Raw genomic sequence first — 25,327 nt, forward strand, 5'->3', positions numbered from 1 at the left:
TTTTTGAAAAATGAACTATTATTACTTTTCGGTATTGATATAAGATATAAGCTTTTCAAGTAGATTTAAAGAGGCTTCTTTATCAAGGTATTCATTGGCGTTGCCACATTTTGGCGAAAAGATACAGGAAGGGCAACCGGTTAGGCATTTACAATTTTTTATACTTTTATATGTTGCCTGAATAATCTCATCAAATCTTTCAAAACCTACTTTTGCATAACCTATACCACCTTCATATCCATCATATATAAATATTGTAGCTTTTCCGGTTGTTTGGTGAAAAGGAGTTGACATTCCCCCAATATCCCATCTATCATTCATAGCAAATAAAGGATATATACCTATCATAGCGTGCTCTGTGCCATGCAAAGCTCCAACAAAATATTTATCTTCTTCATAAAATTTATTTGCAATCTCATTAATCTGTTCTTTCTTCTTTTTGTCCTCTATATAATTATTTACCAAGCTATCTAAGATTGTTCTAAATTTGGATTTATCATCAGAATACATTACAAGAAGCTGTATATAATCTTTTAAAATATCTGACTCTAATAAAAGATTTACCAATTTATCAAGATAACTTTTTTTAGTTTTGTCAAAAGTATTTTTTTCAATATCATTTGGTAATGTAAACCAAAATGCTTCTGTGATAAATCTTTTTTCTAAGTATTCATCAAAAAATATATCATTGATTTTTTTATCTGTTCCAATATCAATTTTAGAATATCCTATAACTTTACTTAAAACTTCAACCTCTCCCACAAAAAGCTGTATATTGTTTATATCTTTTGAGCCGGTAATATTTATAATGTTTATTTCCGTATCTTTTATAGGATATGTTATATAATTTCCTATATCGTATTTTCTAACATAAACTACTTTTTCTTTATAATCTACATTTTCAACAATATATCTTTCTCCATTATGTAGATATATAGCTTTTGGATGGGCTTCATATATTATATTTTCTTCATTTAATGTGCCTATTTTTCTGTTCTCATCATAAATGGTAAATTGCTCTCCTGCTGACCTTATACTGAAATTTATATACTGATTGCTGTATAATTTGCCGTTTATATATCTTAACTTTCCTTCTTTTAATAAATTATTTACAATTTTTATATGGGGTTTATCCAATTCTTTTAAATCTATCGGTAATTCTCTTGCCATAGAGAGTATATGCTTGGATAATATTTTTTCATTTTCCGGATTGATTATTACTTCTTCCACATCTCTTTTAAAAAATTCCTGTGGATTTTTTACAAAATATTTATCAAGAACATCATTTTTGGGAATATAAATATAATATGCTTCTTTATCTCTTCTACCGGCTCTTCCAAATCTTTGCCATAGAGCAGATAATGTCCCCGGATAACCATAAACTATACTACAATCAAGCTCCCCTATATCTATACCGGCTTCTAATGCATTGGTAGATATAACAAGTTTGAGCTTTCCTTTTTGAAGTTTATTTTCTATCTCTTCCCTTTCTTCCGGTGTATATCCGGAGCGATATGGAGATACAAGATTGATAATTTTTCTATCTTCTGTAATTATTCTTTTATATAAAATTTCTGTATCTTTTCTATTATTTACAAAAATTATTGAAGATAATTTATTTTTTACAAGCTTTATCAATAATTTAACTAAATCTTCCGAATGAAGATTATTCATTATTATAAATTTTTTAAGTGGTGAAGGAGCTCCCGATTTTGATATTAATTTTATATCTGTTTCACCGGTTAATTTTTGTGCAAAAGATACCGGATTATGAACCGTTGCAGAATTCATAATAAATATAGGCTTTTTCCGGTTGTAATAATTTATAATTCTTTTTAATCTTCTTAAAACATTTGCAATATGGGAGCCAAAAACACCTTTATAATAATGTATCTCATCTATCATAATAAACTCTAAATTTTTAAAAAAATCACTCCAACTTCTATGATTAGGCAAAATTCCCTGATTTAACATATCCGGAGTAGTTATTAAAAAAGTCGGTGGATTTTCTTTTATTCTACTTCTTTCTTGTTTTGAAGTATCTCCATCGTAAATTTCTACTGTTGCATCTGAGTTTATATTTTGAATGAAATCCAGTATCTTCTTTTTCTGGTCTTTTGATAATGCCTTTAAAGGAAATATAAGTAATGCTTTTGTAGATGGATTTTTATAAAATCTATCAAGAATAGAAAGCAAATATATAAATGATTTACCGGAAGCAGTAGGAGTAGTAATTACAACATTATTACCTTTCTTTATAAGTTTAATGGCTTCTACTTGATGGGTATATAATTTTTTATCTCTTAAAAATAGGTTTATATTTGGATTATCAAAAATAAATTCTGAAAATTCAGCCGGTTTTTCATCTATATACTCTATTTTTACAACTTTGTTTTCTAAATTCTTTATAAATTTCATAAAAATATTTTAGTTTAGGAAAACAGGTAAATCAATAGTAAATAGATAATATTTAGTTAAAAAAATCTGCTGCAAATATGCAGCAGAGTAAGTGTTATTTAAAAAAGTGTTTATTTTAAATTAATTATTTTTATTACTGTATCTTCTCCTCTTATTCCAAAATCATTATCATTAATAAGTATAAGTTTTCCATTTCCAAGAGAAGTCATTCCTTCAATTTTACTTGGAAATTCGCCATCATTATAGTTATCCGTTGTAAATATTAATGTTTTAGATAAAGGAGTTATTCCAGTAGCATCTGTTTCAAGAGTTGCAGATTTATCAGCTGGAACTGGTACAGCATTATTAAAATCTACTTTATATAATTTTGTTGTTTTAGTAATACGTTCTAATACTATTACATCTCCATTTTCAAGAACAGTCATTTCTGATATTTTTACATCCTTCTGTTTAGGAGGATTTGTTGTATTTTTATTGTCTTGAATAAAAGTATCTGGAGTATCTAATTGATAAGCATATTCTTTTATATCGTTGTAATCTGTTAAAGACATTTTATACATACGAACATATCTACTTTTGGAATAAGCTTTCGAATCTGGATTATCTAAAGGGCTTTGAAGAGTGAAGTATAAATATTTTTCGTCTGGACTAATCGCTACTCCTTCTATACCTCTATTTGGATGTCTTTTTGCTATTATTGAAGGCAAGACTCCTTTAACAACATAATTAGCATTAGCTAATTCAGTTTCTAATCCTTTTGGAACAAGCCTTTCTATTATTTTTCCATCTTTGGACACATGAACTAAACTTGGTGCATACTCTTCACCAATCCAAAAACTACCATCTTTCATAATAGCAAGTGCTTCAGTATCAAGACCGTTTGGATTATAATTTAATTGATTTCCATCTTTGTCAAAAGGTATTTCTTGAAAATTTGATAACGGATTTGAAAGTCCAGTTATGAGATTTCCATCTTTATCTTTTAAAGGAATAACATCTACTACATATACACTTTTCCCATCATCAGATAACCTTAATTTAAAAATAGTTGGTGGAGGTGTAAATGTAGGAAATGGAAAAATTACTCCCGAAGCTCCATTACATATATCAATTCCGATAATGTCTTTAGCATCTTTGCAATCAATATTAACTCCTCTATCAGTCATAGTATAAAAGGTTTTTTCGTCATCTCCTTGTCTATGAGCTGCTGCACTTCCTATTCCCCATGTAAAATTTAAAACTTTTCCATTTTTAAATTCAACACTCCCGAATTGCAAGTTAGGTAGGTGAGGGGTAATAATTTCTCCCATCTGAGAGACATTTGATTGATTACTACTACCACTATCATCGCCGCCACAACCAGTTAATAATAAAGATGAACTTGCAACTATACTACCAAAAAGAACAGCAGAAAATAAAAATTTAGTTCTACTTTTCATTAAAAAAATTCTCCTTTTTAAATTTTTAAATTTATTAAATTGTACTTTATTAGTTTTAAAATTTTATTAAATTTTCATTAAAAAATTTTTATAAATTTTAATTAACTTTAAAATTCCCAAAAATTCCAAACAATTTTCTAGTTAAAGTTAAAAAGTAGATAAGAAATTTTCTTGAAACAAAAACTAAATCCACCTTGAAATTTTAAATTTATTTAAAAATTGGATTTATGGATAGAGGTGATTTAAAGGATTTAGATATGGCAAGATTACATTAGCCAGATTTATCATTTATAATATAAAGAAAAATCAATTGCTTTGGATTTTTCAAACACTTTGTAGGAGTATTTGAAATTTTGATGAAAAGTCTTATAATTAGAAGTAATGAGGTTCCACACACAGAATGTTAACTTTTTAAAAGGGAACCATTCCATTAGAATATATAATTAATAAAGGTGTCAATGATTACATACTTCTGTCCTGCATGCTGGAATGTTATATCCCAAGATGACATAATATGTCCTTACTGCGGTTATGACTTGAGAGATTTTCAACAGATGCCCTACGAACGTAAACTGCTTATGGGATTAAACCATCCTGTTACGGAGATGAAGTTGAATGTGCTACATGTAATAGGTATGAAGAACTTAAAGGAAGCTATTCCTTATATTGAAAATATGATTAATAAAGAGACTAATCCTGTAGTGCTAATGCAGATAGTAGATACCCTTGCAATGATGAGTCATCCTGAAGCCCTTGAGCTTTTGCACAAATTGACAATGCATAGATATCCAACCGTAAGCTCAAAAGCAAAGCAAGCTCTCAAAAAATTATTAAAATTGAGAGGCTGATGATGTCAACTTTAATTATAATTGACTTTAATTTATTGATCTGGTAAGATAAAACAATCAATTTAAAAAAAGGATATTTAAGATGAATTGGTGGGAAGAAATCAATGAATTTGCAAAAAGAATGGTGTCAAAATATCCAAACATCATTGATATAGAAATATTTGATGCATCTTACAACAAAAGAACAAAAGAATATACGGTTAAAATCGGAGTTTATCCTTACGGTGTGTTTTTTGCAGAAGGAACACTTGAAGAACTGGAAGAGGTAATAAAGTCTATCAACGAATTCGTTGTAAAAGAAAGATATAAATGTCCGTTTTGCTATACCGGATTTTCAGATGCAGATATATTTGGTGGAAAACATAGATGTAAAAAATGCAATGCTAATATTTTAGTTGCAGGAATAACTTCATCAGATATTCACGATAATGATGCATTTGCAGAAATAATCTTAGCCGTAAAAGAAAAATACGGAGACGAGCAGGGAAAATTTGTTGAAAAGATGATAACAGAATACGGATATAAGGTAGAAGATGTATTTGAAAATGTAGATTTCTTCCAAATAGGAAGAACTCCTGCTTATGCAATACAAGGAGAATACCCCGTCATAAAACCAATAGAAAGTGTATTAAGAGAAGATTTGCTTAAATGGCATTTAATCTCCGAAGAATGGAATCTTACATACATAAACAGAAAATATGACGAAGAAATATGGGAGAAAAAAGGTAAAAAAATAGGAATTTCCGGAGATGATGTGGTTATTGAATGTGATTTCTTTGTAGATGCAATGGAATTTGAAGAGGAAACAGGAGAAGAATTTTGGGGTGTATACTTTTATGAGTTTGAAGAATACCCTGATATGCTTATCGGCAAATTCCCCTATGGAGAATACATAACAGGAATGCAATATAAAAAAAATGAAATTATTGAAAAATTAAAAACAACTTCATTAGCAAAAATTATTGAAGATGCTAACAATGAGTTTAAAAACAGGCAAGAAGAGATTTTAAAGAAGTATAGATAGCAATAAATGGCTTGAATTAAGGGAATTGAGAAATATTATAGTCCATGAGTATGAAGATGAAAAATCAAAAATAGCAAAAACTTTAAATGAAATCTATGATAATCTATGTTTTTTAGAGAAATTATTAAATAATTTAAGCAGTTAAAACCTATGATATAATAAGGTTTATGTTAAAATTAAATTATCCTTCAACCTTCAAAATAAGATTTTCAAAGAGATTTTTGTATATTCTATCTTCTGTAATTATTTTATTTTCTAATTTTATTACCATAACCCACCACCACGAAGATGGAAAGCCCCATTATGATTGTCCGGTTTGTGTTCTATCAATAAATCAACAATCTAATAATCCGGAAGAACTTATAAATGATTTTAAAATATATGTTGAAAAACCTATTTATGAGTATAATTATAACTCTCCTATATTACAACTTATATTAAATATTCCTATTAATCCAAGGGCTCCTCCGGTATCTCCTTTATATATTTAACTTTAGCTTGAAAAATTTTTAAAAAGGAGGTATCGGAGTATGAAAAAATTATTAATTACTACTTTATTATCTACTTCTGTTGCTTTTGCATCTGAAACAGAAGATATAAAAGAGTTAAAGAAGCAACTTGAATTACAAAAAGAGCTAATCCAGCAATTACAACAAAGATTACAACAACTTGAAGAAAAACAGGAAAAAAGTGCAAAGATAGAAAAGGAAGCAGAAAGAAGAATATCAGAAATTGATAAATTATCTAATCCTTTTTCACAGGCAAAATTTGTGCCGGATATTTCATTTATAGCAGATTTTTCTTATGTTAATAGAAATATAAGAGATGAAACTTATAAAGCCCTTGAAATACCGGCTTTTGTCCATAGCCATCCGGAAGACAATGAGGGATTAACAGACCTAAATAAAGATAGAGGATTTAATCTAAACTACGGAGAGCTTTATGTAGCTTCACCGGTTGACCCTTATTTTGATTTAGTCGGAATATTCCACCTTTCGGAAGATAGCTTTGAGATAGAAGAGGCTTATATAAATACAAAAACATTACCTTTTGGATTAAAAATAGGTAAATTTAAAAGTTCGTTTGGAAGGTTAAATCAACAACATCCACATAGTTGGGATTTTGCAGACCAACCACTTGTTTATAATGCAATATTTGGAGCAGATAACCTACTTGAAAAAGGAGTTCAGCTTAACTGGGTTGCACCAACTCCATTTTATCTACAAATTGGCACAGAGTTATTACAGGGCGAAAATGAGTTAAGCTTTGGCACAAAAGGATTTAGTGTAAATACAAAGAAAGATGGAAGTGGCGATAATATCAATGTACCGGATACTCAAAAACCAAATCTTTATACATTATTTGCTAAAACATCTTTTGATATTACAGACAATTTAACCACTTTATTTGGATTATCTTATGCAGAAGGTAAAACAAGAATAGACCATTTAGAAGATGCTGATAACCCCCATGCTTTTGCCGGCAGAACAAAGATATACGGAACTGATTTAACATTAAGATACAATATAGATTCTTACAGATATATCTCATGGCAATCTGAATATATATACAGAAATATGGATGGAACAAGATATGGATATAATGATAATGATAATCTCGTAATGCCACATTTAGAAAAAAAACAATCCGGACTTTATTCCCAAATTGTGTATAGATTTAATCAAAGATGGAGAACAGGTTTTAGATATGACCTTTTAAATAAAAATGACGTTTATATAAACGGAATAAATCAAAATCAACCGGATAATCTTTATAAATATGCTTTTATGATAGATTATTCACCTACTGAGTTTTCAAAAATAAGATTACAATTTAATCAAGATAGGTCAAAGTTTTTTGAAGGCAGTAGAAAAACTATAAATGAAGTTATATTACAATTTAATATGGCAATCGGGGCACATGGAGCCCATCCATTTTAAAAAAATTACAGGAGGTGTGAAAAATGCTTAGATATATATTTCCATTAATTTTATTTATTTTTTCTTTCTCTTTTGCAAAGATAAAAGTTGCTACAACTTATCCTTATATAGCTGATATTACTCAAAAAATAGCAAAAGATAAAGCCAATGTAATTTCTCTTGCTAATGGAAATCTTGACCCTCATTTTATTACACCAAAGCCATCTTTAATAGTAAAATTAAGAGATGCAGATTTGCTTATAATAAACGGAGCTTCTTTGGAGATTGGATGGCTTCCACCACTTATAAGACAGGCTAATAATCCAAAAATAAATCCAAATACTAATGGATTTTTAGATTTATCTAATTTTGTGGAGCTAATACAAAAACCGGAAAATGTATCAAGAGCAGGTGGTGATGTACATCCGGAAGGAAATCCTCATTTTTATCTAAATCCAAACAATATCCCTATCTTAGCAGATGCAATAACCCAAAGATTATGTGAAATAGATAGTGGAAATTGTAGCTTTTATAAACAAAATCTAAATGATTTTAAAAAGCAGTTTTCAGAAAAAAAGAAAGTATGGGATGAAAAGATGAAATCTTTAAAAGGTTCCAAAGTTTATGAATACCACAGACTTTATGATTATTTCTTAACAAATTACCAAATTATAGTAGCCGGAACCTTAGAACCACTTCCTGGAATACCACCAACCTCAAAACATCTTCAAAATCTTATTGAAAATTCAAAAGATGTTAAATTTATTCTTCAAGACGTTTATCATAGCCAAGATGCAGCTAAATTTGTATCTTCTAAAACCGGTATTCCTGTAATTATATTGCCTCATGATGTTGGAGCTATTCCTGAGGCTAAGGATATATTCTCTTTGTTTGATATTATTGTGGAGAGATTAACAAAATGATAGATATTTTATTTACTGCATTTTTACTGATTATTGTTTTGCTTGGTATCCATTCATTTTTTGGAGTTGAAATAATCCGGAGGGGGATTATATTTACAGACCTTGCAGTCGGGCAGATGGCAGCGGTGGGAGCTGCTGTCTCCCTTTATTTTTTTAATGGTGAGTTTTTGTATCCAATAGCTGTTTTATTTGCAGTAATTACCGGATTAATTATATCTTTTGCCTCTAAATTTGATAAAGAGATAGAAGCGTTTATAGGACTTATTTATGCTTTTGGTATATCTACCGTTTTTATTATCTTTTCAAAATATCCTCACGGAATGGAAGATTTTCAAAATCTTATGGCTACCGATATTTTATTTGTATCCTTAGATACGGTTTTAAAAGTAGCTATTTTATACATATTTGTAGGAATAGCTTTATATTTTCTGAAAAATAAAGATATAGCTTTTTTTGTTTTGTTTTCTCTTACAGTTGCAAGCTCTGTAAAAGTTGCCGGTGTATTGATTGTTTTTTCTATCTTAATAGCCCCTGCTTATATTGCTATCAAACTTTTTAATAAGCATCTTTTTATATATGCATGGATTATAGGATTTTTTATAAATGCCTTTGCTGTTTATATATCTTACCAGTTTGATTTTCCAACCGGATATACGGTTGTATTTTTTAATGCATTTTCCGGTATATTGGTAGCTATTTATAAAATTATAAAGGAATTTCAATTATAAACACAGTTTTATTATCCTGCCTGTAATATTTTAAATCTCCATTTAACATTAATTTTAATCTTGTTCTTAAATTGGAAAGCCCTGTCCCTTCTTTTATTTTTTGAAAATATATTCCATCATCAATAACTTTTATAACCACTTTATTATCTGATTTTTTTGCTTCTATCCATATATTTCCTTTTGATTTAACGCCGTGGATTATAGCATTTTCAACAAGAATCTGTATAGATAATTTTGGAATGTTAATATTTAAAACTGAGTTATCTATATCAAAATAAAAATTTATATTTGGAAATCTTAATTTTTGTATAAAAATATAATGTTTTACTATCTCTATCTCTTTTTCAATACTGATTAAACTTTCTTCATCAATTATTTCTCTTAAATACTTAGAAAGAGATATAACTGCTTTTTCTGCAAGATTTGGATTTATATGGATTAATTCTAAGATTGTGTTTAATGTATTAAATAAAAAATGCGGATTTATCTGGTATTCAAGGGCTTTTAGTTTGGATGTTATTAGGGATTTTTGAAGTTCTGCTTCTATCTTTCTTAAATTTACTATTTTATAAAGCAGATTTGCTATCAATGCAGTCAAAAATCCTACAAATAAAAATCCAACATAAAGTATATTTTTTGGTAAGTTTATATGGATTAAATTTAAATAAAAAATTATGTAATATCCGGTAATACTTCCTAAGAAACCAGATGAAAATGAAAAAAATAAGCTAACAGGCTCCCAATATTTTTCATCTATTTTAGTTAAGATATATTTATTTGAAAAATTTATCAAAATAAAAGAGTAGATAAAAATTGATAACCCAAAAATCATACCTGCCAAAAATCCATAAAAAAAACCGGATAATCCGATTAATACTGATATAAATGCTCCAAGTATTCCTCCGAATGTTAAACCAAAAAATAAAACAATAAGCCAATCATTAAAAGATATATTTATAAAATATTTCACTAAAATCCCTCTCTATAAGGCTGATAATATTAAAAACTCCAAGTATAACCCCCGGAAATCCCTGTCCGGGGAAAACAGAATCTCCAACAATATATAAACCATTTATCGGAGTTATTCCAGATGGATAATTTAGCATAGTATATTCCATTAATAATGGAATACCACCAACTGTTCCCTTATATCTTTCTGTATATCTTTTAAATGTTCTTGGAGTTCCTACCATAATATTTTTTATCTCTAAATTTTTAAAAAATGGAAGTTTTTCATATAATTTTTCCAATATAAAATCTTTAAGCATCTCTTTTTTTTCTTTATACTCCTCGGCAGTTAAATTTTCCCATAAATCTATTTTACAATGGGTTGATATTGTTATGCTTCTAAATCCATCTTTATTCATTATATTATCATCTTTGTCCGATACAGAAAGAAAAAATGAATAACTTCCGGTATAAGGATTTTTCTCATGAATTATCTGATAATGATGTTCATTTAAAATATTTTTATCATCTTTTACATTAAAATATAAAGTAGCAGAAGACCATATTTTGTTGTATTTTTTTATATTTTTTTCACAGATGCTATCTTTTAATTGATTATCTAAAATTTCACAAAAATCCCATATTGTTTTATTTAATAAAACCTTTTTTGAGTAATACTCACCGGATTTTGATAAAACTTTAAAAATATCTTTATCTTTGGATATTTTTATAACTTTATCTTTTCTTTTTATATTTTTTTCATCTTTTACCATAATTTCAAGAATTTGATTTATACCGCCAAAAACATAATAATTATCAAGATTTGGATAAGTAAGTCCCATAGATGCTATGGAAAAACTAACTTCATCCCAATATCCCTGTGATGTCATAAGTATCTGACTATTTAAAAAATCTATATAATCTTTTGAAATATCCGGCACATAACTTTTTATAACATCTTTTGCAGAAAAAACAAGTTTTAATCCATTTTTACAAAAATATCCACAATTTAAAAAGAATTTTTTAACAATATCAATTTTATCATTTGGATTAAAAGGAATTAATTTATATAAATTTTCCCAGTTAATATCAGCTGTTTTATATATTTTATCCCACAAAATTTTATTATTTTTATGGTAAAAACTTTTATTTATTTCTTCAAAAGCTTTCTGTTTATCTTTATATCTTTTTATAACTTTATCTTTGACAAAAACAATTATTGATGGGTCTATCGGTTTTACAGGCAGTTCTTTTTTATCTTTTTGTGCTATTTTTAGTAATATATTAAGTGGCATGTTATCTTTTAGTCCAACAAGAGTAGAAGCACCTACATTATATAGATAACCATCTTTTTCAAATGTTCCGGCACATCCACCAAGATAATCCAATTTTTCAAAAAGTAATACATTTTTACCAATACTTTTCAGTAAAATATAAGAAGCAACACCACCAATGCCACCACCGACAATTATATAATCGTAAATCATCTTAATTTAGATTAAACCCTTTTATATTAAATTTGTTTGTATTTCTGACAACTATCTTTATATCTGATTTTGCATCAACAACTTTTATTTTTATAACCTTACTTGAAGTTCTATAAGTAAGTAATCCATCAGCAACGAACCCCGTTTTGCAAGTCTCTGTCGGGTTAATCTCTATGCTAAAATCTTTATCAGATATAAATGAAAATTTTAATTTATCACCTTCTAAATTGCGAATTTCTAAAAAATCTCCATTTTTTACATAAAAAATTTGGATTGCATAATCTAAAAAGATAACCATAATAAGCTCCTTTTTGGAATTTTTTGTATCTTTAATATAAGGATTGAAGAATGAAAATTAAACTAAAAATTTTACTGATTATATATCAAGATAATCTCTTAATTTTTTTGCACCTTCTCTGCTTGTTTTGATTGTATCCGGTATATCTTTAAAAGATATTAAAAATTTAGATTGTTCAACAATTTTCATCTCTTTAATCTTTGTAAGATTTACAATATAACTTTTATGAACTTTAAAAAATCCTTTATGAGATAAAAGCTCTTCAAATTCATATAGCTTTCTTTTAGATAAATAATCTTTATCTTTTGTTCTGATTAATGTTTCAGATAGCTCTGCTTTTATGTAATAAATATCATCCGGTCTAAGTAATACTACCTTATTTAATGTTTTTGCAGGTATTAAAAAATCTTGGTCTGTTGCTATAACTTTTGCCACATTTACAAAATTTCTTTCTTTTTCTTCTAAATTTTTAACTTTTTCAATAGCTTTTTCCAAATCTTCAAACTCATAAGGTTTTAAAAGATAATCCACAGAATTTAATTTAAATGCTTCTAAGGCATAATCTCCATAAGCAGTTGCAAATATTATGTAAGGTTTAGTTCCTTTCTCTATTATCTCTTTTGCTACTTCTAAACCGGTTCCATCAGGAAGTTTTATATCAAGAATAACTATATCCGGTTCAGTTTCAATAATTTTCTGTACTGCCTCTTTTTTAGTTTCTGCTTCTCCTACAACCTCAACATCTTTTATATCCTTTAAAAATCTTTTTAATCTTTCTCTTGCTATATATTCATCATCAACTATAAAAACTTGCATCTCTGGCTCCTTTTTTTAAAATAGCCGGCAAAAGCCGGCATTAAACATTATAATTTTAACCTTTTCCCAAGAGATAGCCAATATAACACACCACTGAAATACCAATAAGATGGACTATCCACCATCCTATTCTCAAAAATCTGAATGGTTCTGGTAAATTCATGGCTATTACCTCCCTTTTAAAGTTGTATTATAAATCTAAATGTTTTCTTATATTCTTTAAATCTTCTTTTATGCAGATTATAGCTTAAAAATTACATTTCATAAAATTAACAAAATTTAACATTTTACATGCAAAAATTACATATTTATAGTATTTTATGAAAAATAGCATTTATAATATACAATATGAGAAAAGAAAGAATAAACCAGCTTAATGATAAGGATTTTAATTTTTCCGGAAAATATGTTTTATATTGTATGGAAAATGCCCAAAGGGAAGATTATAATCACGCCCTTGAATTTGCCATACAGATAGCAAATCAGTATACAAAACCGGTAGTTGTAGCATTTTTTATAACAGATAAATATAAATATTCTAATCAAAGATATTACAGATTTATGCTTGAAGGAATTATAAAAACTAAAAACCAGATACAAAAAAGAGGAATAAATTTTGTTATAAAAAAAGATGATTTTGTAAATGGTTGTTTGTCTTTAAGTAAAGATGCTTTTTGTATAGTTTTTGATAAAAGTTATCTTAAAACCCAAAGAAATTGGAGGTACAAAGTAGCAGAAAAATCAGATGTTAAAATCTTTGAAGTTGAAACAGATGTTATTGTTCCGATAGAAGTTGTTTCAAAAGATATGGTTCCTTATGCCTATATATACAGAAAAAAACTTGAAAATTTATTCTTTGAATTTTTATACGATTATCAAAAATTAGAACCAAAAATAAAAACAGAAATTGATTTAGAAAGCCTAAATTTTGAAGAGCCACAAAACTATCTTGATATTTTGAATATAGATAAATCTATATCTACTGTAGAAAAATATTATAAAGGTGGATTTGATGAAGCTGAAAATAGATTAAAAGATTTTATAGAAAGAAAATTAAGCTACTATAAAGAGTTTAGGTCAGACCCAAGTAAAGATTATCAATCAAATTTAAGCCCGTATCTACATTTTGGTCAGATTTCTTCTCAAAAAATTATGGTAGAGATATTAAAGCATTACGATTTTCAAGATGAAAATATCCAATCATTTTATAATGAAGCTGTGGTTTGGCGGGAGCTTGCAAGAAATTTTTGTTATTATAACTCTTTTTACAACTATTATGAAGGTATTCCGGAATGGGCTAAAAAAACATTGGAAGAGCATTTATCAGACAAAAGAGAATATATATATGATATAGATATACTTGAAAATGCAAAAACCCATGATATATATTGGAATGCAGCACAAAAAGAGCTTTTAATTACAGGAAAGATGCATAATTACATGAGAATGTATTGGGCAAAAAAATTAATAGAATGGACAGACCACCCACAAAAAGCCTTTGATATAGCCTGTTATCTAAATGATAAATATGAACTTGATGGAAGAGACCCAAATGGCTATGCAGGAATATCTTGGTGCTTTGGAACCCACGATAGACCTTGGACTGAAAGAAAAATTTTCGGAAAAATAAGATATATGAATGATAAAGGCTTAGAAAGAAAATTTGATATACATAAATATGTGAAAAAATGGATTACAACTTTATAAAGTTTTTACATATAATAGGTATATTGATATGGGCATCTTCTGCATCTTCCTTAGGTTTGTTTATGCTATATTCTGCTTACCGGAAAAAAGAGATTGCTTATAATGAAGATATAAGAAAATTTTATAGAATTATGACTAATATTGAGATTGTAGGATTTTTATTTGCAATTATGATGGGCTTTCTGATGCTTCATCTTTTAAAATTTAGTTTTAATATTATTTGGCTAAATATAAAGATTTTTTTAGTTTTTTCTGTTTTGGTTTTACTTGAAATTATAAATTTTTATTTTGTTAATCTGTATATTCCAAATAGTGAAAATAAGATATATGCTTATAAAAAATATGATAAATTTGTGATGATAATAACTTTGCCACTTATTTTTGTATCTTTGTTTATAATTTTTCTTGCAACTAATAAACCATTTTAAAAAGGAGCAAAAATGAAGCCTAATATTGTTATAAGTGAATGCATAAATTTAAAGCCGGTTAGATATAATGGTGGGATTGTGAATGATGAATTTGCAAAAAAGCTATCCGAATATGTAAATTATATACCGGTTTGTCCGGAAGTTGCAATAGGAATGGGTGTTCCGAGAAATCCGGTTATATTGATTGAAAAAGATAATGATATAAAAATGATAGACCCACAAACCCAAAAAGATTATACAGACCAGATAATACAATTTTCGCAGGATTTTTTAAAAAATCTGAAAGATATTGATGGATTTTTATTAAAATCTAAATCTCCAAGCTGTGGAGTAAAATCTGCAAAAAAATATATACAAAATAATAAAGTGGCTGTTGGAAAAACAAACGGATTATTTGCCCAAAAAGTTATAGAAAATTTTCCGGATATTCCGGTGGAAGATGAAGGAAGATTAAAAGATAACAACATAAGAAGAAATTTTTTAGTTAAGATATTTTCTTTTTCAGATTTAAGATACACATTGCAAAATACAAAAGATATAAACCAACTTATAGATTTCCATAAAAGATATAAATATCTCCTAATGCTTTATCATCAAACTAATCTTAAAAAATTAGGTCAGATTGTTGCAAATTGGAAAAAAATAGGTTTAGAGGAAACAAAAATCCAGTATGAAACTATATTTAAAAAATCATTTCATAAAACCCCATCTGTAAGGTCTCATATAAATGTTTTACAGCATATATACGGTCATTTTTCTAAAAATCTTTCTAAGAAAGAAAAAGAATATATCCAAAATTTATTTGAAAAAGCAATAAATAAAAAAATAGATATTTCGGTGGTTATTGAGTATATCAAGGGATTTGCATTTAGATTTGAGAATGAGTATCTTATGGTTCAAAAATATTTTGAGCCTTATCCACATGATTTAAATTTAACCTTTTCCGAGGATAAATTTTGATACAAATAAAATTGATTGTTTTTCCGGGTCTTCGTAAAATACTTTTTGGCTGATTTCTGTTTTATATAAAGATTTTACTGCATTTATTAAATCCTGAGTAGATACATTTTTTGATAATTTTTGGATAGAGCTTTTTTGGAATGGGTGGGTAATATTTAGCTGTTTAAATATCTCTTCCGGTGGTTTTATATTTTGCAATGTTTTGTAGATTAATAATTTATTCAAATAATTAAGTATAAGTGATTGAAGTTCAAAAGGATGGGAAGTTTGCAATAAATTTTTATACATTAAAACTGCCTGTTTATCTTTTGCAAAAAATTTATCTAAGAACACAAAAACATTTTCTTGAAATTTTGGAACAATGATTTTATCTATATCTTCCTTTGTTATTTCTTCTTTATCTGCACAATATAAAATTAATTTTTCAATTTCATGCTTTGCATAATATAAATCATTATCTAATTTTGAAACTAAATATTTTAAGGTTTCATCATCTATTTTTTTTCCTTCTCTTGTTATTTTATTTTTTATTGAACTTTCAAAAGCAGAAGGAGTGAGAGGCTTGCTTGATATTATATCTGCAATAGTTATAATTGTTTTATAAGGTTCTTTTTCGGTTAATTTTTCTTTATTGGAAGTTAGGATTAATCTGTTTGGAAGTTTTATATTTTTTAAAAAATGTAGAAAATTATTTTGTTTTTCTTTGGATAATTTACTAAAAAATACATCTATATCAATTAAGATAACCGTATTTCCGGTAGAAAATAATCCGGAAGAAGATAATTTATCGTAAATCTGATAATCATCTACCTCATCACCCCAAAAAAGATAGCTGTCTTCTTTTTCTTTAAATTTATCAATAATCAATCTTTTTAAATATTCTTCTTGACCATATAACAAAACAACCGGCTTAAAGCTGTTTATATCAAACTCTTTTATTAGTTTCTGAGCTAATTTCTCTTCCATTATTATCACCTATGATATAATTTTATCAAAATTTTATAACAAAAGGGAGAGATTGTGGAATTACTTTTTGGGATACATTGCCACCAGCCGGTTGATAATTTTCACAATGTTGTAGATGAAGCTATAAATAAAGCTTATAAACCATTTTTCAAAGTGATATCAGGATATAAAGATTTTAAATTTTCTGTCCATTATAGTGGTTGGCTTTTGGAATATATAAAATATAAAGATGAAGAATTATTTGAAATGATGAAAAAATCAGCTGATAATGGGCAGATAGAGTTTTTTACAAGTGGATATTATGAGCCGGTTCTTGCATCTATACCATCTGATTATAGAAAAAAACAGATAGAAAAATTAAACAGATTTATAAAGGAAAATTTCGGGCAAACACCAACCGGAGTTTGGCTAACTGAAAGGGTATGGAGTGATAATATAGTTCCGGATTTGGTAGAAATGGGAATAGAGTATGTTGTGGTAGATGATTATCATTTTCTCTCTTCCGGATTTAAAAAAGAAAATCTTTATGGATTTTACAATACAGAAGTAGATGGATATAAAATAAAATTATTCCCGATAGACAAAACCCTCAGGTATATAATACCATTTAAGCCCATAGATGATGTTATAAATTATTTAAGCAGTATTAAAGAAAATAAAGCCGGAATTATATTTGATGATGGTGAAAAATTCGGTATATGGCCTAACACTTATTGGTGGGTTTATGAAAATAGATGGCTTGAAGATTTTATAAATGCTGTTTTATCCTCAAAAAATATCAAAACATCTTTATTTAAAGAGTATTCAGATAATCATAAACCGGAAGGAATTGCATATTTACCTATCACATCTTATCAAGAAATGGGAGAATGGAGCTGTTTTGCAGATGATTATATTGAGATACTCTCTTTGAAAGAAATCATAGGAGAAGAAAGATTTGAAAAATATGTAAAAGGAAATATATGGAAAAATTTCTTTGTAAAATATCCGGAAAGTAATAGATTACACAAAAGAATGCTTGAAGTAGCAAAATATAGCAAAAATGAAGAAGCAATAATGAAAGCCCAATGCAATGATGTATATTGGCACGGAATATTTGGAGGTTTATATCTTCCAAATCTAAGAGATAATGCTTATAGATATATAATCCAAGCGGATAAAGAAAATACAGAAACAAAAATAGAAGATATAAATTTTGATGGATATGAAGAAATAAAAATAAATAATGAAAAAATAATAACAATATTTGATACAAAAGGCGGACAATTAACAGAACTATCTTTAAAAGATGTTGAGTTTAACTTTCAAAATACATTAACAAGAAGAAAAGAAGGATACCATCAATTATTTTTTATTAAAAAAGAAGAAAAAGAAACAAAAGGAATATCTACAATTCATGAAATAGATTTATCACAAGATATTGAAAAATTAAAAGATTTACTTATTTATGATTGGTATGATAAAAACTCATTTATAGACCATATAGTTGATAACAGTATAAATCTAAATAGCTTTTATAGATGCAGTTTTAAAGAGTATTCAGATTTCACAAAAGAAACTTTTGAGATAAAAGATTTTTCAAACAATAAATTTGCCCTTTACAGAAAAGGAAATATATATATTGGTGATTCTATATTACCAGCATATATAGAAAAAAATATTGTAGTTGAAGATAGCAGCATAAAAGCAGATATTAATTTTGATATAAAAGCAGATTTATTATATTTAGTTGAATTTAATTTTCATTTTGCAAATCTACAAGATATAACAATACAGGGTAGAGAAGATATATTTTTTGAAGATTTTTCAAAAGAGTTTAAAATTTATGATAGTTATACAAAAAAAGAGATAATATTTTCTTTTGATAAAGATATGAAAATTTTTGTATATCCTATAAATACAATAACCCAATCAGAAAAAGGCATAGATACAATTAATCAAGGATTATCTATTGGTTTTATTTGCAATATACAAAATTTATCTTTAAATTTAAAAATTATATAAGAGAGGTTATAAGATGTCTGAAATTAGGTATAACAGGCTTAAAAACAAATGGGTGATTATATCTATTGAAAGGTCAAGAAGACCTCATGATTATCCTGTTTCTGTTTATGAAGAAAGTTCTGATGTATCAAAATGTCCTTTTGAATATGGAAATGAAGATAAAACTCCACCTGAAATTTTTGCGATAAGACCTGATGGTTCTTTACCTAATACTCCCGGTTGGAAGGTAAGGGTAGTTCCAAATAAATATCCGGCTTTAAGAATAGAAAATAGTAATTTACCTGAGTCAGAAGGAATATATGATAAATATGGTGGATTTGGAGCCCATGAAGTAATAATAGAAACACCGGAGCATTTTAAGCATATTCAAGATTTTAGTATAGAAGAATACAAAAATATGTATTTTACTTTTAGGGAAAGAATGAGGGCTTTATATCAGGATATTAGAATAAAATATGTCCATATATTTAAAAATCACGGGAAAGAAGCCGGAAAATCCCTCGTTCATTCCCATTCACAACTAATAGCCACTCCAATCATTCCTACACTTCCTGATACACAGATAAATCAATCCAGAATTTATTTTCAAGAAAAAGAAAGATGTCTTTTATGTGATGAGATAAAAGAAGAAATTAAATCATATAATAGAGTTGTTTATGAAAATGATTTATTTATAGCCTATTGTCCTTATGCAAGTTTATATCCTTTTGAGGTAAGAATTGCCCCAAAATATCATTCCCATGATTTTTCTATGATAGATGAAAATCAGTTATTAAAATTATCAGAAATATCCCAAGTAGTAATAAAAAAATTACATAAAGCCCTTGTAAATCCACCTTTTAATATGATACTTCATACATCTCCACCGATAAGGGATTATCCTGCAAAACCACTTTATTATAATGGTATAGATAGATTTTATCATTGGTTTATAGAAATATTACCAAGAATAACTACCCTTGCAGGTTTTGAGCTTGGGACTGATATTTATATAAACCCGACAATTCCGGAAGATGCGGCTAAGTTTTTAAGGGAGGTTATATAAAATGAAAGTTGCTATTGTGGCAAGTGAGATATATCCATTTGCAAAAACCGGTGGTCTTGCAGATATGACAGGGGCATTAACAAAAGAGATAGCAAACAAAGGTATAAGAACATTTGCATTTATGCCCCTTTATAAATCGGTTGATAAAGAAAAATTTGGTATAAAATCCATAGATAAATATATAAAAGTATATCTGAATAATAGGGAATATATTTTTGAGATTTATAAATATACAGACCACGCAACATATTTTTTCTTTAAAAATGATGAGCTATTTGGAAGAGATTTTCTATATTCTACTCCTGAAGGAGATTATCCTGATAATGATATTAGATTTGGAGCATTTAATCTTGCAGTTCTTGAATTTGTAAAATCTGAAAATATAAGTATTGATATATTTCATATACATGATTGGCAAACTTCTTTATTAGCTGTTTATCTTAAAGAAAAATATCCTGATGTGAAATCCAAAACTATATTAACAATACATAATTTAGCATATCAAGGAATATTTGATAAATTTACAATAGAAAGGTTAAATCTTGGATGGCATCTGTTTCATATGGAAGCCCTTGAATTTTGGGATAAAGTAAATTTTCTAAAAGGTGGTATTGTTTTTAGTGATATTATAACTACCGTAAGTCCAACTTATGCAAAAGAAATATTGACACCGGAATACGGATATGGTCTTGATGGTGTTTTAAGAAAATATTCTTATAAATTATTTGGCATCATAAATGGTATTGATTATGATGTCTGGAATCCGGAAACGGATGAATATATATATCATAAATATTGCTGGAGAACTTTTGAACAATATAAACCTTTAAACAAAAAAGAATTTTTAAAAGAATATAATCTAAAAGATGAAAATAAACCTTTATTTATATTTATCGGAAGATTTGCAAAACAAAAAGGTGTTGATTTAATAATAGAGAATATAGAGAATTTAGCTTCAAGAAATATTAATCTTGCAATACTTGGTTCCGGAGATAAAGGATATAACGATTTTTTCAGTTCTATAATCAGTAAATATCCAAATATTTATATAGAAGTTGGATATGATGAACCACTTAGTAGGAAGATGTATGCTTCGGCAGATTTCCTTCTTATGCCTTCTTTATTTGAACCTTGCGGTTTAAACCAGATGATAGCTATGAGATATGGGACATTGGTAGTAGCCCATAAAACAGGAGGTCTTGCAGATACAATTATAGATATATCAGAGCCAAACGGCTATGGTATCTTATTTGAAAATCTATCTGATTTTATAAATGCTGTTGATAGGGCTATTTTACTTTATAATGATAAAGAAAGAATGAAAAAATTAATAAAAGAAGTTATGCAACTTGATTTCTCCTTAGAAAAAACTGCATCATCTTATATAAGACTTTATCAGAATCTAATTTATGGATAAGGGAGGCATAAGGCTATGGAAACAAACCTATTTTGTCCAAAATGTTTTTCGGATAAAATTGTTAAATACGGGAAACAAAGAGGAAAACAGAGATATAAATGTAAAATGTGCGGTAAAACGTTTATGGAAAAAATGGAAATAAAAGAAAAGAAAAAGAAGATAAAATCAAAAATTAAGCTAATCAAAGAAAGTTTAAAAGAAGATAAAGTTTCATCTCATATTGGGTATATATCGGACGAAGTGGCAAAAGAAAGTTTTATAAAAGAAGATTATCAGATACCGGAAAATTATAATATAAATAGGATTGTTTTATTACCTGTAAATCCTTCTAAGCATTTTTGTTATTTTGAAGTTGAAGACAGATATAAAAATGAAAACTTTGCTCTAAAGCTGTTTGTTGAAAATGAAGAGATATTAGATATTGATATAGATATAAATTGGGGTAAATATTATATAAATTATCATGCTCCGTTTAAAAGATTGTATGTTGTTTTTGGTATAAAGAAAGATGGTAAATTTATTCCTTTTTTAAAATCTAATGAGATAACAGCTCCATCAGATGAAATCTCAGAAATACCGGAAGAAAGTTTATGGATATCTAAATTAAAAGGTTGGAGAGAAATTATAAAAAAATCTTATGATAAAACATTTATTTCTGAAGAAAAATGTGGATATGAAAAGAAGCTAAAAAAAAGAAAATGCGAACATGAAAGTAAGCTAAAAAAGAAAAATTTGGATATGAAAGGAAGTTAAAAAGATGCTTAAAATTAGAAAGGAAATTTTAGAAAAGATAAAAGAAGAAGCTAAGAAAGGGTATCCTTTTGAGATATGCGGATTTTTAATAGGGAATATAGATTATCAAAACAATTTAAGAGAAGTTATTTTATCTTATCAGGTAGAAAATCAAAATAAAGAAAGGGCAAATGATAGATTTGAAATATCTCCGAGAGATTATCTAAAAGTAGAAAATTTTGCAGAAGAGAAAAATTTACTAATAGTAGGGATATATCATTCGCATCCTGACCATCCTTCAAGACCTTCCCAAACAGATTTAATGTTTGCCCAGCCGGATTTATCTTATATTATAATATCAGCCAGTAAAGATAAAATAAATTCTATACAGAGCTGGTATTTAGAAGGAGATAGATTTCAGGAAGAAGAGATAATCTTATAGTAATTTCACCGATTTTGATAGCAATTTAATACCTATGAGAGATAGATTTTTTTCCAAAATATGTTTATGGCTTAAACCGGAAGATATTATTTCACTATGACCACCGGTTAGAATTACAGAAGCTTTGTTATTTAACTTTTTTTGAAATTTTTCTATCATTCCATCTATTAGGGATACATAACCAAAATATATGCCGGATTGGATACTTTTTACTGTTGTTTTTCCTATAATATCTTCTGTTATTTTAATATCCACTTTCGGAAGTTTTGCAGTTTTTGAAAATAATGCGAATATGCTACTTTCCATACCGGGGAATATTGCACCACCTTCATACTCTCCTTTTTCATTTACAATATCAAATGTTATTGCTGTTCCAAGGTCTATTATTATTAATGGTGGCTCTGATATATTTATACCGGCATAAGCATTTAAAACCCTATCTATGCCTACTTCTTCCGGTTTTTCATAATTTATTTTTATAGGAACTTGTATATCTTCTCCTACTGTGTAAATATTTATATTAAAACTTTTCTTTATTGCATTTTTTATTTTTTCCGTTAAATTAGGAACAACAGAAGATATAAATCCTGCTTTAACTTCATTTTTCTCAATATTTTTAATCAAGATAAAATCTAAAAACCAGTCATCAATGGTTTTACTTAAATCGGAAGATAATTTATAACTTTTTATAAAATTTTCTTCTACAAATCCTATCTCAACAGTTGTATTACCTATATCTATTGCTAAAATCAATTTATGTTGCTCCCTTTGAAAACATAATTTTTATAACTAAAGAAATAGCTGGCTATACCTTTATAAAGATTTTTTGAGAAATTTCTTAAAAATTCTTCATCTTTTAATTTTTCTGCATCTTTTGGATTAGTTAAAAATGCAATTTCAACTAAAACAGATGGTATTCCGGGGGTTTTTAAAACAGCAAAATTTGCACTATCTATTCTTTTAAAATTTGTTTCTGCACGTAGATATTTTTCTAAGGTCTTTGCAAGATTTAAACCTTCTGTCATTGTATTACTGATAGATAAATCTGCTACAATTTTATTTACAGTAGGGTTAGCACTGACTTTTACTATATCAAGAACTGCTTTATTTTCTCTTTCCTCAACCATTTTAGCTAATTTAGATTGGGCTCCTCTTAAATTAAGTGTGTATATATAAGTTCCGGATAAAGCCGTATTTTCCGATGCATTTGTATGAATACTTACAAATAAATCTGCCTTTTTTTCTATAGCAAAAACAGTTCTATCATATAAAGGAATAAAAGTATCATCTTCCCTTGTTAAATATACTGTAAATCTTCCATCTTTTTCAAGATAATTTTTTAGCATTTTTGCTACTTTAAGATTTATATCTTTTTCAACCAATCCGTTAGCTGTTGCTCCGGCATCTTTTCCGCCATGTCCCGGGTCAATAACTATAACTTTCTTTTTCCCTTTAAATTTTTTCTCCTTAGGTAAATCCATATCATCATCTAAATCCGATTTATTAGATATGGCAGAAGCTAGCATTGATAAAACAATATCTTCTTTATCATCAGTTTTGTTTGGTTTTTCTTTATTTTCCTTTTTTGCTATATTTTCATTATTCAAGTAAAAATCAACCACAACCCTATATGGCTTATCTAAGGTAAATATTTTAGGGGTTATTTTCTCCTTTAAAGAGATAATTATAATGGATTCATTTTTATAGCTGTTTTGAAATATCTCAACTGCATCTATATATTTTAGATTAAGTTTTAAATTTTTCTTTAAAAATGTCTGGGGATTTGATGAAACTCTTATAATCAAATTTTTTTCTTCACATTTTAAAAGTTGATAACCTTTATCATCCGGCTCAATAACTAACCTAAAATAGTTATCATAATTTCCTGTTCTTATATCAAAAGCATAACTTATAGAGAAAAAAAGTAATACAAACAGCAATCTATATAACACTTGCATCTTACCTCTTTATTTAATTTCCACTTTTTTATCTTTTCGTATTAAAATATATTAAACTTTAGTTAATGGAGATTGCAAAGTGAGACTTGGAGTAAATATAGACCATATAGCCACATTAAGGCAGGCAAGGAAGACATTTGAACCAGACCCTATAAAAGGAGCTTTGATAGCAATAGAAGCCGGAGCAGACCAGATAACATTACATTTAAGAGAAGATAGAAGACATATTCAGGATGAAGATTTATTTAGATTAAAATGTGAGTTTAATGAAAAAAATATAACAGTTCCAATAAATCTTGAAATGGCTCCAACAGAAGAGATGCTTAACATTGCTTTGGAAGTTCTACCAAATACAGTAACCCTTGTTCCGGAAAAAAGAGAAGAAATAACGACAGAAGGTGGTTTAGATATTATTTCTCATAAAAATCTTTTAAAAGATTTTATAAAAAGATTAAAAGAAAGCTCTATCAGGGTTAGTTTATTTATGGACCCGGATTTTGAGCAGATAGATGCTTCTATTGAAGTTGGAGCAGATGCAATAGAACTGCATACAGGAGAATACGCAAATGCTTATGGCTCCCAAATACAAAAAGAATTAAACAGATTAAAAGAAGCTGCAAAATATGCTTCCCAAAAAGGAATATTAGTATTTGCCGGACATGGATTAAATTATCAAAATGTGTATGAAGTAGCAAAAATAAAAGAGATAGAAGAACTAAATATAGGACATTCCATAATTGCTAACTCTATATTTATGGGACTTTATAATGCTGTAAAAGAGATGAAATCTATAATAAACAAAGCAAGAGGAGAAATTTAA

Annotated in this window: 24 protein-coding genes and 1 pseudogene; 16 read left to right on the forward strand and 9 right to left on the reverse strand. The window is 27.7% G+C overall.

What is annotated here, in order from left to right; genetic code table 11:
• Nucleotides 1–21: 21 nt before the first annotated feature.
• Both QOR43_RS05465 and QOR43_RS05470 read right to left on the reverse strand, forming a co-directional pair.
• Nucleotides 22–2,418, reverse strand: a complete 2,397-nt coding sequence (locus QOR43_RS05465; RefSeq protein ID WP_265134615.1) for a DEAD/DEAH box helicase — start codon at nt 2,416–2,418, stop codon at nt 22–24.
• Nucleotides 2,419–2,528: 110 nt separating this feature from the next.
• Nucleotides 2,529–3,857 carry an esterase-like activity of phytase family protein gene (locus QOR43_RS05470; protein WP_265134616.1) on the reverse strand — a complete coding sequence of 443 codons (1,329 nt, stop codon included), beginning with the start codon at nt 3,855–3,857 and terminating at the stop codon, nt 2,529–2,531.
• A gap of 554 nt (nt 3,858–4,411) precedes the next feature.
• Here QOR43_RS05470 and QOR43_RS05480 point away from each other — a divergent pair.
• The 6 genes from QOR43_RS05480 (at nt 4,412) to QOR43_RS05505 (ending at nt 9,299) form a co-directional block, all read left to right on the forward strand.
• Complete coding sequence (locus QOR43_RS05480) at nt 4,412–4,705, forward strand: HEAT repeat domain-containing protein (protein ID WP_265134650.1); 294 nt, start codon at nt 4,412–4,414, stop codon at nt 4,703–4,705.
• Between the two features lie 82 nt (nt 4,706–4,787).
• The gene (locus tag QOR43_RS05485) at nt 4,788–5,729 is read left to right on the forward strand and encodes a hypothetical protein (protein ID WP_265134618.1); all 942 of its coding nucleotides are present in this window, start codon (nt 4,788–4,790) and stop codon (nt 5,727–5,729) included.
• A gap of 167 nt (nt 5,730–5,896) precedes the next feature.
• Nucleotides 5,897–6,220 carry a hypothetical protein gene (locus tag QOR43_RS05490; protein ID WP_265134619.1) on the forward strand — a complete coding sequence of 108 codons (324 nt, stop codon included), beginning with the start codon at nt 5,897–5,899 and terminating at the stop codon, nt 6,218–6,220.
• 39 nt (nt 6,221–6,259) lie between these two features.
• Nucleotides 6,260–7,669: a TonB-dependent receptor gene (locus QOR43_RS05495; protein ID WP_265134621.1), complete on the forward strand. Its 1,410-nt coding sequence runs from the start codon at nt 6,260–6,262 to the stop codon at nt 7,667–7,669.
• 23 nt (nt 7,670–7,692) lie between these two features.
• Entirely contained in the window at nt 7,693–8,571 is an 879-nt protein-coding gene (locus QOR43_RS05500; RefSeq protein ID WP_265134622.1) for a metal ABC transporter substrate-binding protein, read from the forward strand.
• On the forward strand, nt 8,568–9,299 hold the full coding sequence (locus tag QOR43_RS05505) for a metal ABC transporter permease (protein ID WP_265134623.1): 732 nt from the start codon (nt 8,568–8,570) through the stop codon (nt 9,297–9,299). The genes QOR43_RS05500 and QOR43_RS05505 overlap by 4 nt, the downstream gene beginning before the upstream one ends.
• Here QOR43_RS05505 and QOR43_RS05510 read toward each other — a convergent pair.
• The 4 genes from QOR43_RS05510 to QOR43_RS05525 all read right to left on the reverse strand — a co-directional run bounded on the left by QOR43_RS05510 (nt 9,277) and on the right by QOR43_RS05525 (nt 12,848).
• A complete protein-coding gene (locus QOR43_RS05510; RefSeq protein ID WP_265134624.1) occupies nt 9,277–10,269 on the reverse strand; it encodes a sensor histidine kinase in 993 nt (330 codons plus the stop codon). The genes QOR43_RS05505 and QOR43_RS05510 overlap by 23 nt on opposite strands.
• Nucleotides 10,241–11,734 carry a phytoene desaturase family protein gene (locus tag QOR43_RS05515; protein WP_265134625.1) on the reverse strand — a complete coding sequence of 498 codons (1,494 nt, stop codon included), beginning with the start codon at nt 11,732–11,734 and terminating at the stop codon, nt 10,241–10,243. The genes QOR43_RS05510 and QOR43_RS05515 overlap by 29 nt, the downstream gene beginning before the upstream one ends.
• A gap of 1 nt (nt 11,735) precedes the next feature.
• Nucleotides 11,736–12,032 carry a hypothetical protein gene (locus QOR43_RS05520; protein ID WP_265134626.1) on the reverse strand — a complete coding sequence of 99 codons (297 nt, stop codon included), beginning with the start codon at nt 12,030–12,032 and terminating at the stop codon, nt 11,736–11,738.
• Nucleotides 12,033–12,110: 78 nt separating this feature from the next.
• Nucleotides 12,111–12,848 (reverse strand): LytR/AlgR family response regulator transcription factor, encoded by a 738-nt coding sequence (locus QOR43_RS05525; protein ID WP_265134627.1) that lies wholly within the window; start codon nt 12,846–12,848, stop codon nt 12,111–12,113.
• 348 nt (nt 12,849–13,196) lie between these two features.
• Here QOR43_RS05525 and QOR43_RS05530 point away from each other — a divergent pair, with 348 nt between their 5' ends.
• The 3 genes from QOR43_RS05530 to QOR43_RS05540 are packed head-to-tail and all read left to right on the forward strand — an operon-like array spanning nt 13,197 to nt 15,943.
• Nucleotides 13,197–14,555: a deoxyribodipyrimidine photo-lyase gene (locus tag QOR43_RS05530; protein WP_265134628.1), complete on the forward strand. Its 1,359-nt coding sequence runs from the start codon at nt 13,197–13,199 to the stop codon at nt 14,553–14,555.
• Nucleotides 14,537–14,983 carry a hypothetical protein gene (locus QOR43_RS05535; protein ID WP_265134629.1) on the forward strand — a complete coding sequence of 149 codons (447 nt, stop codon included), beginning with the start codon at nt 14,537–14,539 and terminating at the stop codon, nt 14,981–14,983. The genes QOR43_RS05530 and QOR43_RS05535 overlap by 19 nt, the downstream gene beginning before the upstream one ends.
• Nucleotides 14,984–14,995: 12 nt before the next feature.
• A complete protein-coding gene (locus QOR43_RS05540; protein ID WP_265134630.1) occupies nt 14,996–15,943 on the forward strand; it encodes a YbgA family protein in 948 nt (315 codons plus the stop codon).
• Here QOR43_RS05540 and holA read toward each other — a convergent pair.
• Nucleotides 15,917–16,909 carry a DNA polymerase III subunit delta gene (gene holA, locus QOR43_RS05545; RefSeq protein ID WP_265134631.1) on the reverse strand — a complete coding sequence of 331 codons (993 nt, stop codon included), beginning with the start codon at nt 16,907–16,909 and terminating at the stop codon, nt 15,917–15,919. The genes QOR43_RS05540 and holA overlap by 27 nt on opposite strands.
• Before the next feature lie 54 nt (nt 16,910–16,963).
• Here holA and QOR43_RS05550 point away from each other — a divergent pair, with 54 nt between their 5' ends.
• The 6 genes and pseudogenes from QOR43_RS05550 to QOR43_RS05570 all read left to right on the forward strand — a co-directional run bounded on the left by QOR43_RS05550 (nt 16,964) and on the right by QOR43_RS05570 (nt 22,549).
• Nucleotides 16,964–18,913 (forward strand): alpha-amylase/4-alpha-glucanotransferase domain-containing protein, encoded by a 1,950-nt coding sequence (locus QOR43_RS05550; protein WP_265134632.1) that lies wholly within the window; start codon nt 16,964–16,966, stop codon nt 18,911–18,913.
• A gap of 13 nt (nt 18,914–18,926) precedes the next feature.
• Complete coding sequence (locus tag QOR43_RS05555; RefSeq protein WP_265134633.1) at nt 18,927–19,958, forward strand: galactose-1-phosphate uridylyltransferase; 1,032 nt, start codon at nt 18,927–18,929, stop codon at nt 19,956–19,958.
• A gap of 1 nt (nt 19,959) precedes the next feature.
• Nucleotides 19,960–21,375, forward strand: coding sequence for a glycogen synthase (locus tag QOR43_RS05560; RefSeq protein WP_265134634.1), 1,416 nt, complete (start codon nt 19,960–19,962; stop codon nt 21,373–21,375).
• A 15-nt stretch (nt 21,376–21,390) separates the two neighbouring features.
• Nucleotides 21,391–21,492: pseudogene (locus tag QOR43_RS08615) on the forward strand (transposase-like zinc-binding domain-containing protein); the annotation flags it as partial.
• A gap of 6 nt (nt 21,493–21,498) precedes the next feature.
• Nucleotides 21,499–22,128, forward strand: a complete 630-nt coding sequence (locus QOR43_RS05565) for a DUF4912 domain-containing protein (RefSeq protein WP_283571446.1) — start codon at nt 21,499–21,501, stop codon at nt 22,126–22,128.
• A 4-nt stretch (nt 22,129–22,132) separates the two neighbouring features.
• Nucleotides 22,133–22,549, forward strand: a complete 417-nt coding sequence (locus QOR43_RS05570) for a M67 family metallopeptidase (RefSeq protein ID WP_265134636.1) — start codon at nt 22,133–22,135, stop codon at nt 22,547–22,549.
• Here the strand turns inward: QOR43_RS05570 and QOR43_RS05575 are convergent.
• Nucleotides 22,544–23,302, reverse strand: a complete 759-nt coding sequence (locus QOR43_RS05575; RefSeq protein WP_265134637.1) for a type III pantothenate kinase — start codon at nt 23,300–23,302, stop codon at nt 22,544–22,546. The genes QOR43_RS05570 and QOR43_RS05575 overlap by 6 nt on opposite strands.
• Nucleotides 23,299–24,507, reverse strand: coding sequence for an N-acetylmuramoyl-L-alanine amidase family protein (locus tag QOR43_RS05580; protein ID WP_265134638.1), 1,209 nt, complete (start codon nt 24,505–24,507; stop codon nt 23,299–23,301). Before QOR43_RS05580 ends, QOR43_RS05575 begins: the two co-directional genes overlap by 4 nt.
• Nucleotides 24,508–24,586: 79 nt before the next feature.
• Here QOR43_RS05580 and QOR43_RS05585 point away from each other — a divergent pair, with 79 nt between their 5' ends.
• A complete protein-coding gene (locus QOR43_RS05585; RefSeq protein ID WP_265134639.1) occupies nt 24,587–25,327 on the forward strand; it encodes a pyridoxine 5'-phosphate synthase in 741 nt (246 codons plus the stop codon).

Origin of the sequence: Venenivibrio stagnispumantis (genome assembly GCF_900182795.1) — a bacterium.
In the GTDB taxonomy this organism is placed as follows: domain Bacteria; phylum Aquificota; class Aquificia; order Aquificales; family Hydrogenothermaceae; genus Venenivibrio; species Venenivibrio stagnispumantis.

Bases quoted from the DNA above. Each gene is read 5' to 3' on its own strand.
- QOR43_RS05495 (WP_265134621.1), top strand. From the start codon at position 6,260: ATGAAAAAATTATTAATTACTACTTTATTATCTACTTCTGTTGCTTTT.
- QOR43_RS05465 (WP_265134615.1), bottom strand. From the start codon at position 2,418: ATGAAATTTATAAAGAATTTAGAAAACAAAGTTGTAAAAATAGAGTAT.
- QOR43_RS05485 (WP_265134618.1), top strand. From the start codon at position 4,788: ATGAATTGGTGGGAAGAAATCAATGAATTTGCAAAAAGAATGGTGTCA.
- QOR43_RS05525 (WP_265134627.1), bottom strand. From the start codon at position 12,848: ATGCAAGTTTTTATAGTTGATGATGAATATATAGCAAGAGAAAGATTA.
- QOR43_RS05565 (WP_283571446.1), top strand. From the start codon at position 21,499: ATGGAAAAAATGGAAATAAAAGAAAAGAAAAAGAAGATAAAATCAAAA.
- QOR43_RS05490 (WP_265134619.1), top strand. From the start codon at position 5,897: ATGTTAAAATTAAATTATCCTTCAACCTTCAAAATAAGATTTTCAAAG.
- QOR43_RS05480 (WP_265134650.1), top strand. From the start codon at position 4,412: ATGCCCTACGAACGTAAACTGCTTATGGGATTAAACCATCCTGTTACG.
- QOR43_RS05560 (WP_265134634.1), top strand. From the start codon at position 19,960: ATGAAAGTTGCTATTGTGGCAAGTGAGATATATCCATTTGCAAAAACC.
- QOR43_RS05530 (WP_265134628.1), top strand. From the start codon at position 13,197: ATGAGAAAAGAAAGAATAAACCAGCTTAATGATAAGGATTTTAATTTT.
- QOR43_RS05500 (WP_265134622.1), top strand. From the start codon at position 7,693: ATGCTTAGATATATATTTCCATTAATTTTATTTATTTTTTCTTTCTCT.
- QOR43_RS05555 (WP_265134633.1), top strand. From the start codon at position 18,927: ATGTCTGAAATTAGGTATAACAGGCTTAAAAACAAATGGGTGATTATA.
- QOR43_RS05535 (WP_265134629.1), top strand. From the start codon at position 14,537: ATGGATTACAACTTTATAAAGTTTTTACATATAATAGGTATATTGATA.
- QOR43_RS05505 (WP_265134623.1), top strand. From the start codon at position 8,568: ATGATAGATATTTTATTTACTGCATTTTTACTGATTATTGTTTTGCTT.
- QOR43_RS05470 (WP_265134616.1), bottom strand. From the start codon at position 3,857: ATGAAAAGTAGAACTAAATTTTTATTTTCTGCTGTTCTTTTTGGTAGT.
- QOR43_RS05520 (WP_265134626.1), bottom strand. From the start codon at position 12,032: ATGGTTATCTTTTTAGATTATGCAATCCAAATTTTTTATGTAAAAAAT.
- holA (WP_265134631.1), bottom strand. From the start codon at position 16,909: ATGGAAGAGAAATTAGCTCAGAAACTAATAAAAGAGTTTGATATAAAC.
- QOR43_RS05580 (WP_265134638.1), bottom strand. From the start codon at position 24,507: ATGCAAGTGTTATATAGATTGCTGTTTGTATTACTTTTTTTCTCTATA.
- QOR43_RS05515 (WP_265134625.1), bottom strand. From the start codon at position 11,734: ATGATTTACGATTATATAATTGTCGGTGGTGGCATTGGTGGTGTTGCT.
- QOR43_RS05570 (WP_265134636.1), top strand. From the start codon at position 22,133: ATGCTTAAAATTAGAAAGGAAATTTTAGAAAAGATAAAAGAAGAAGCT.
- QOR43_RS05540 (WP_265134630.1), top strand. From the start codon at position 14,996: ATGAAGCCTAATATTGTTATAAGTGAATGCATAAATTTAAAGCCGGTT.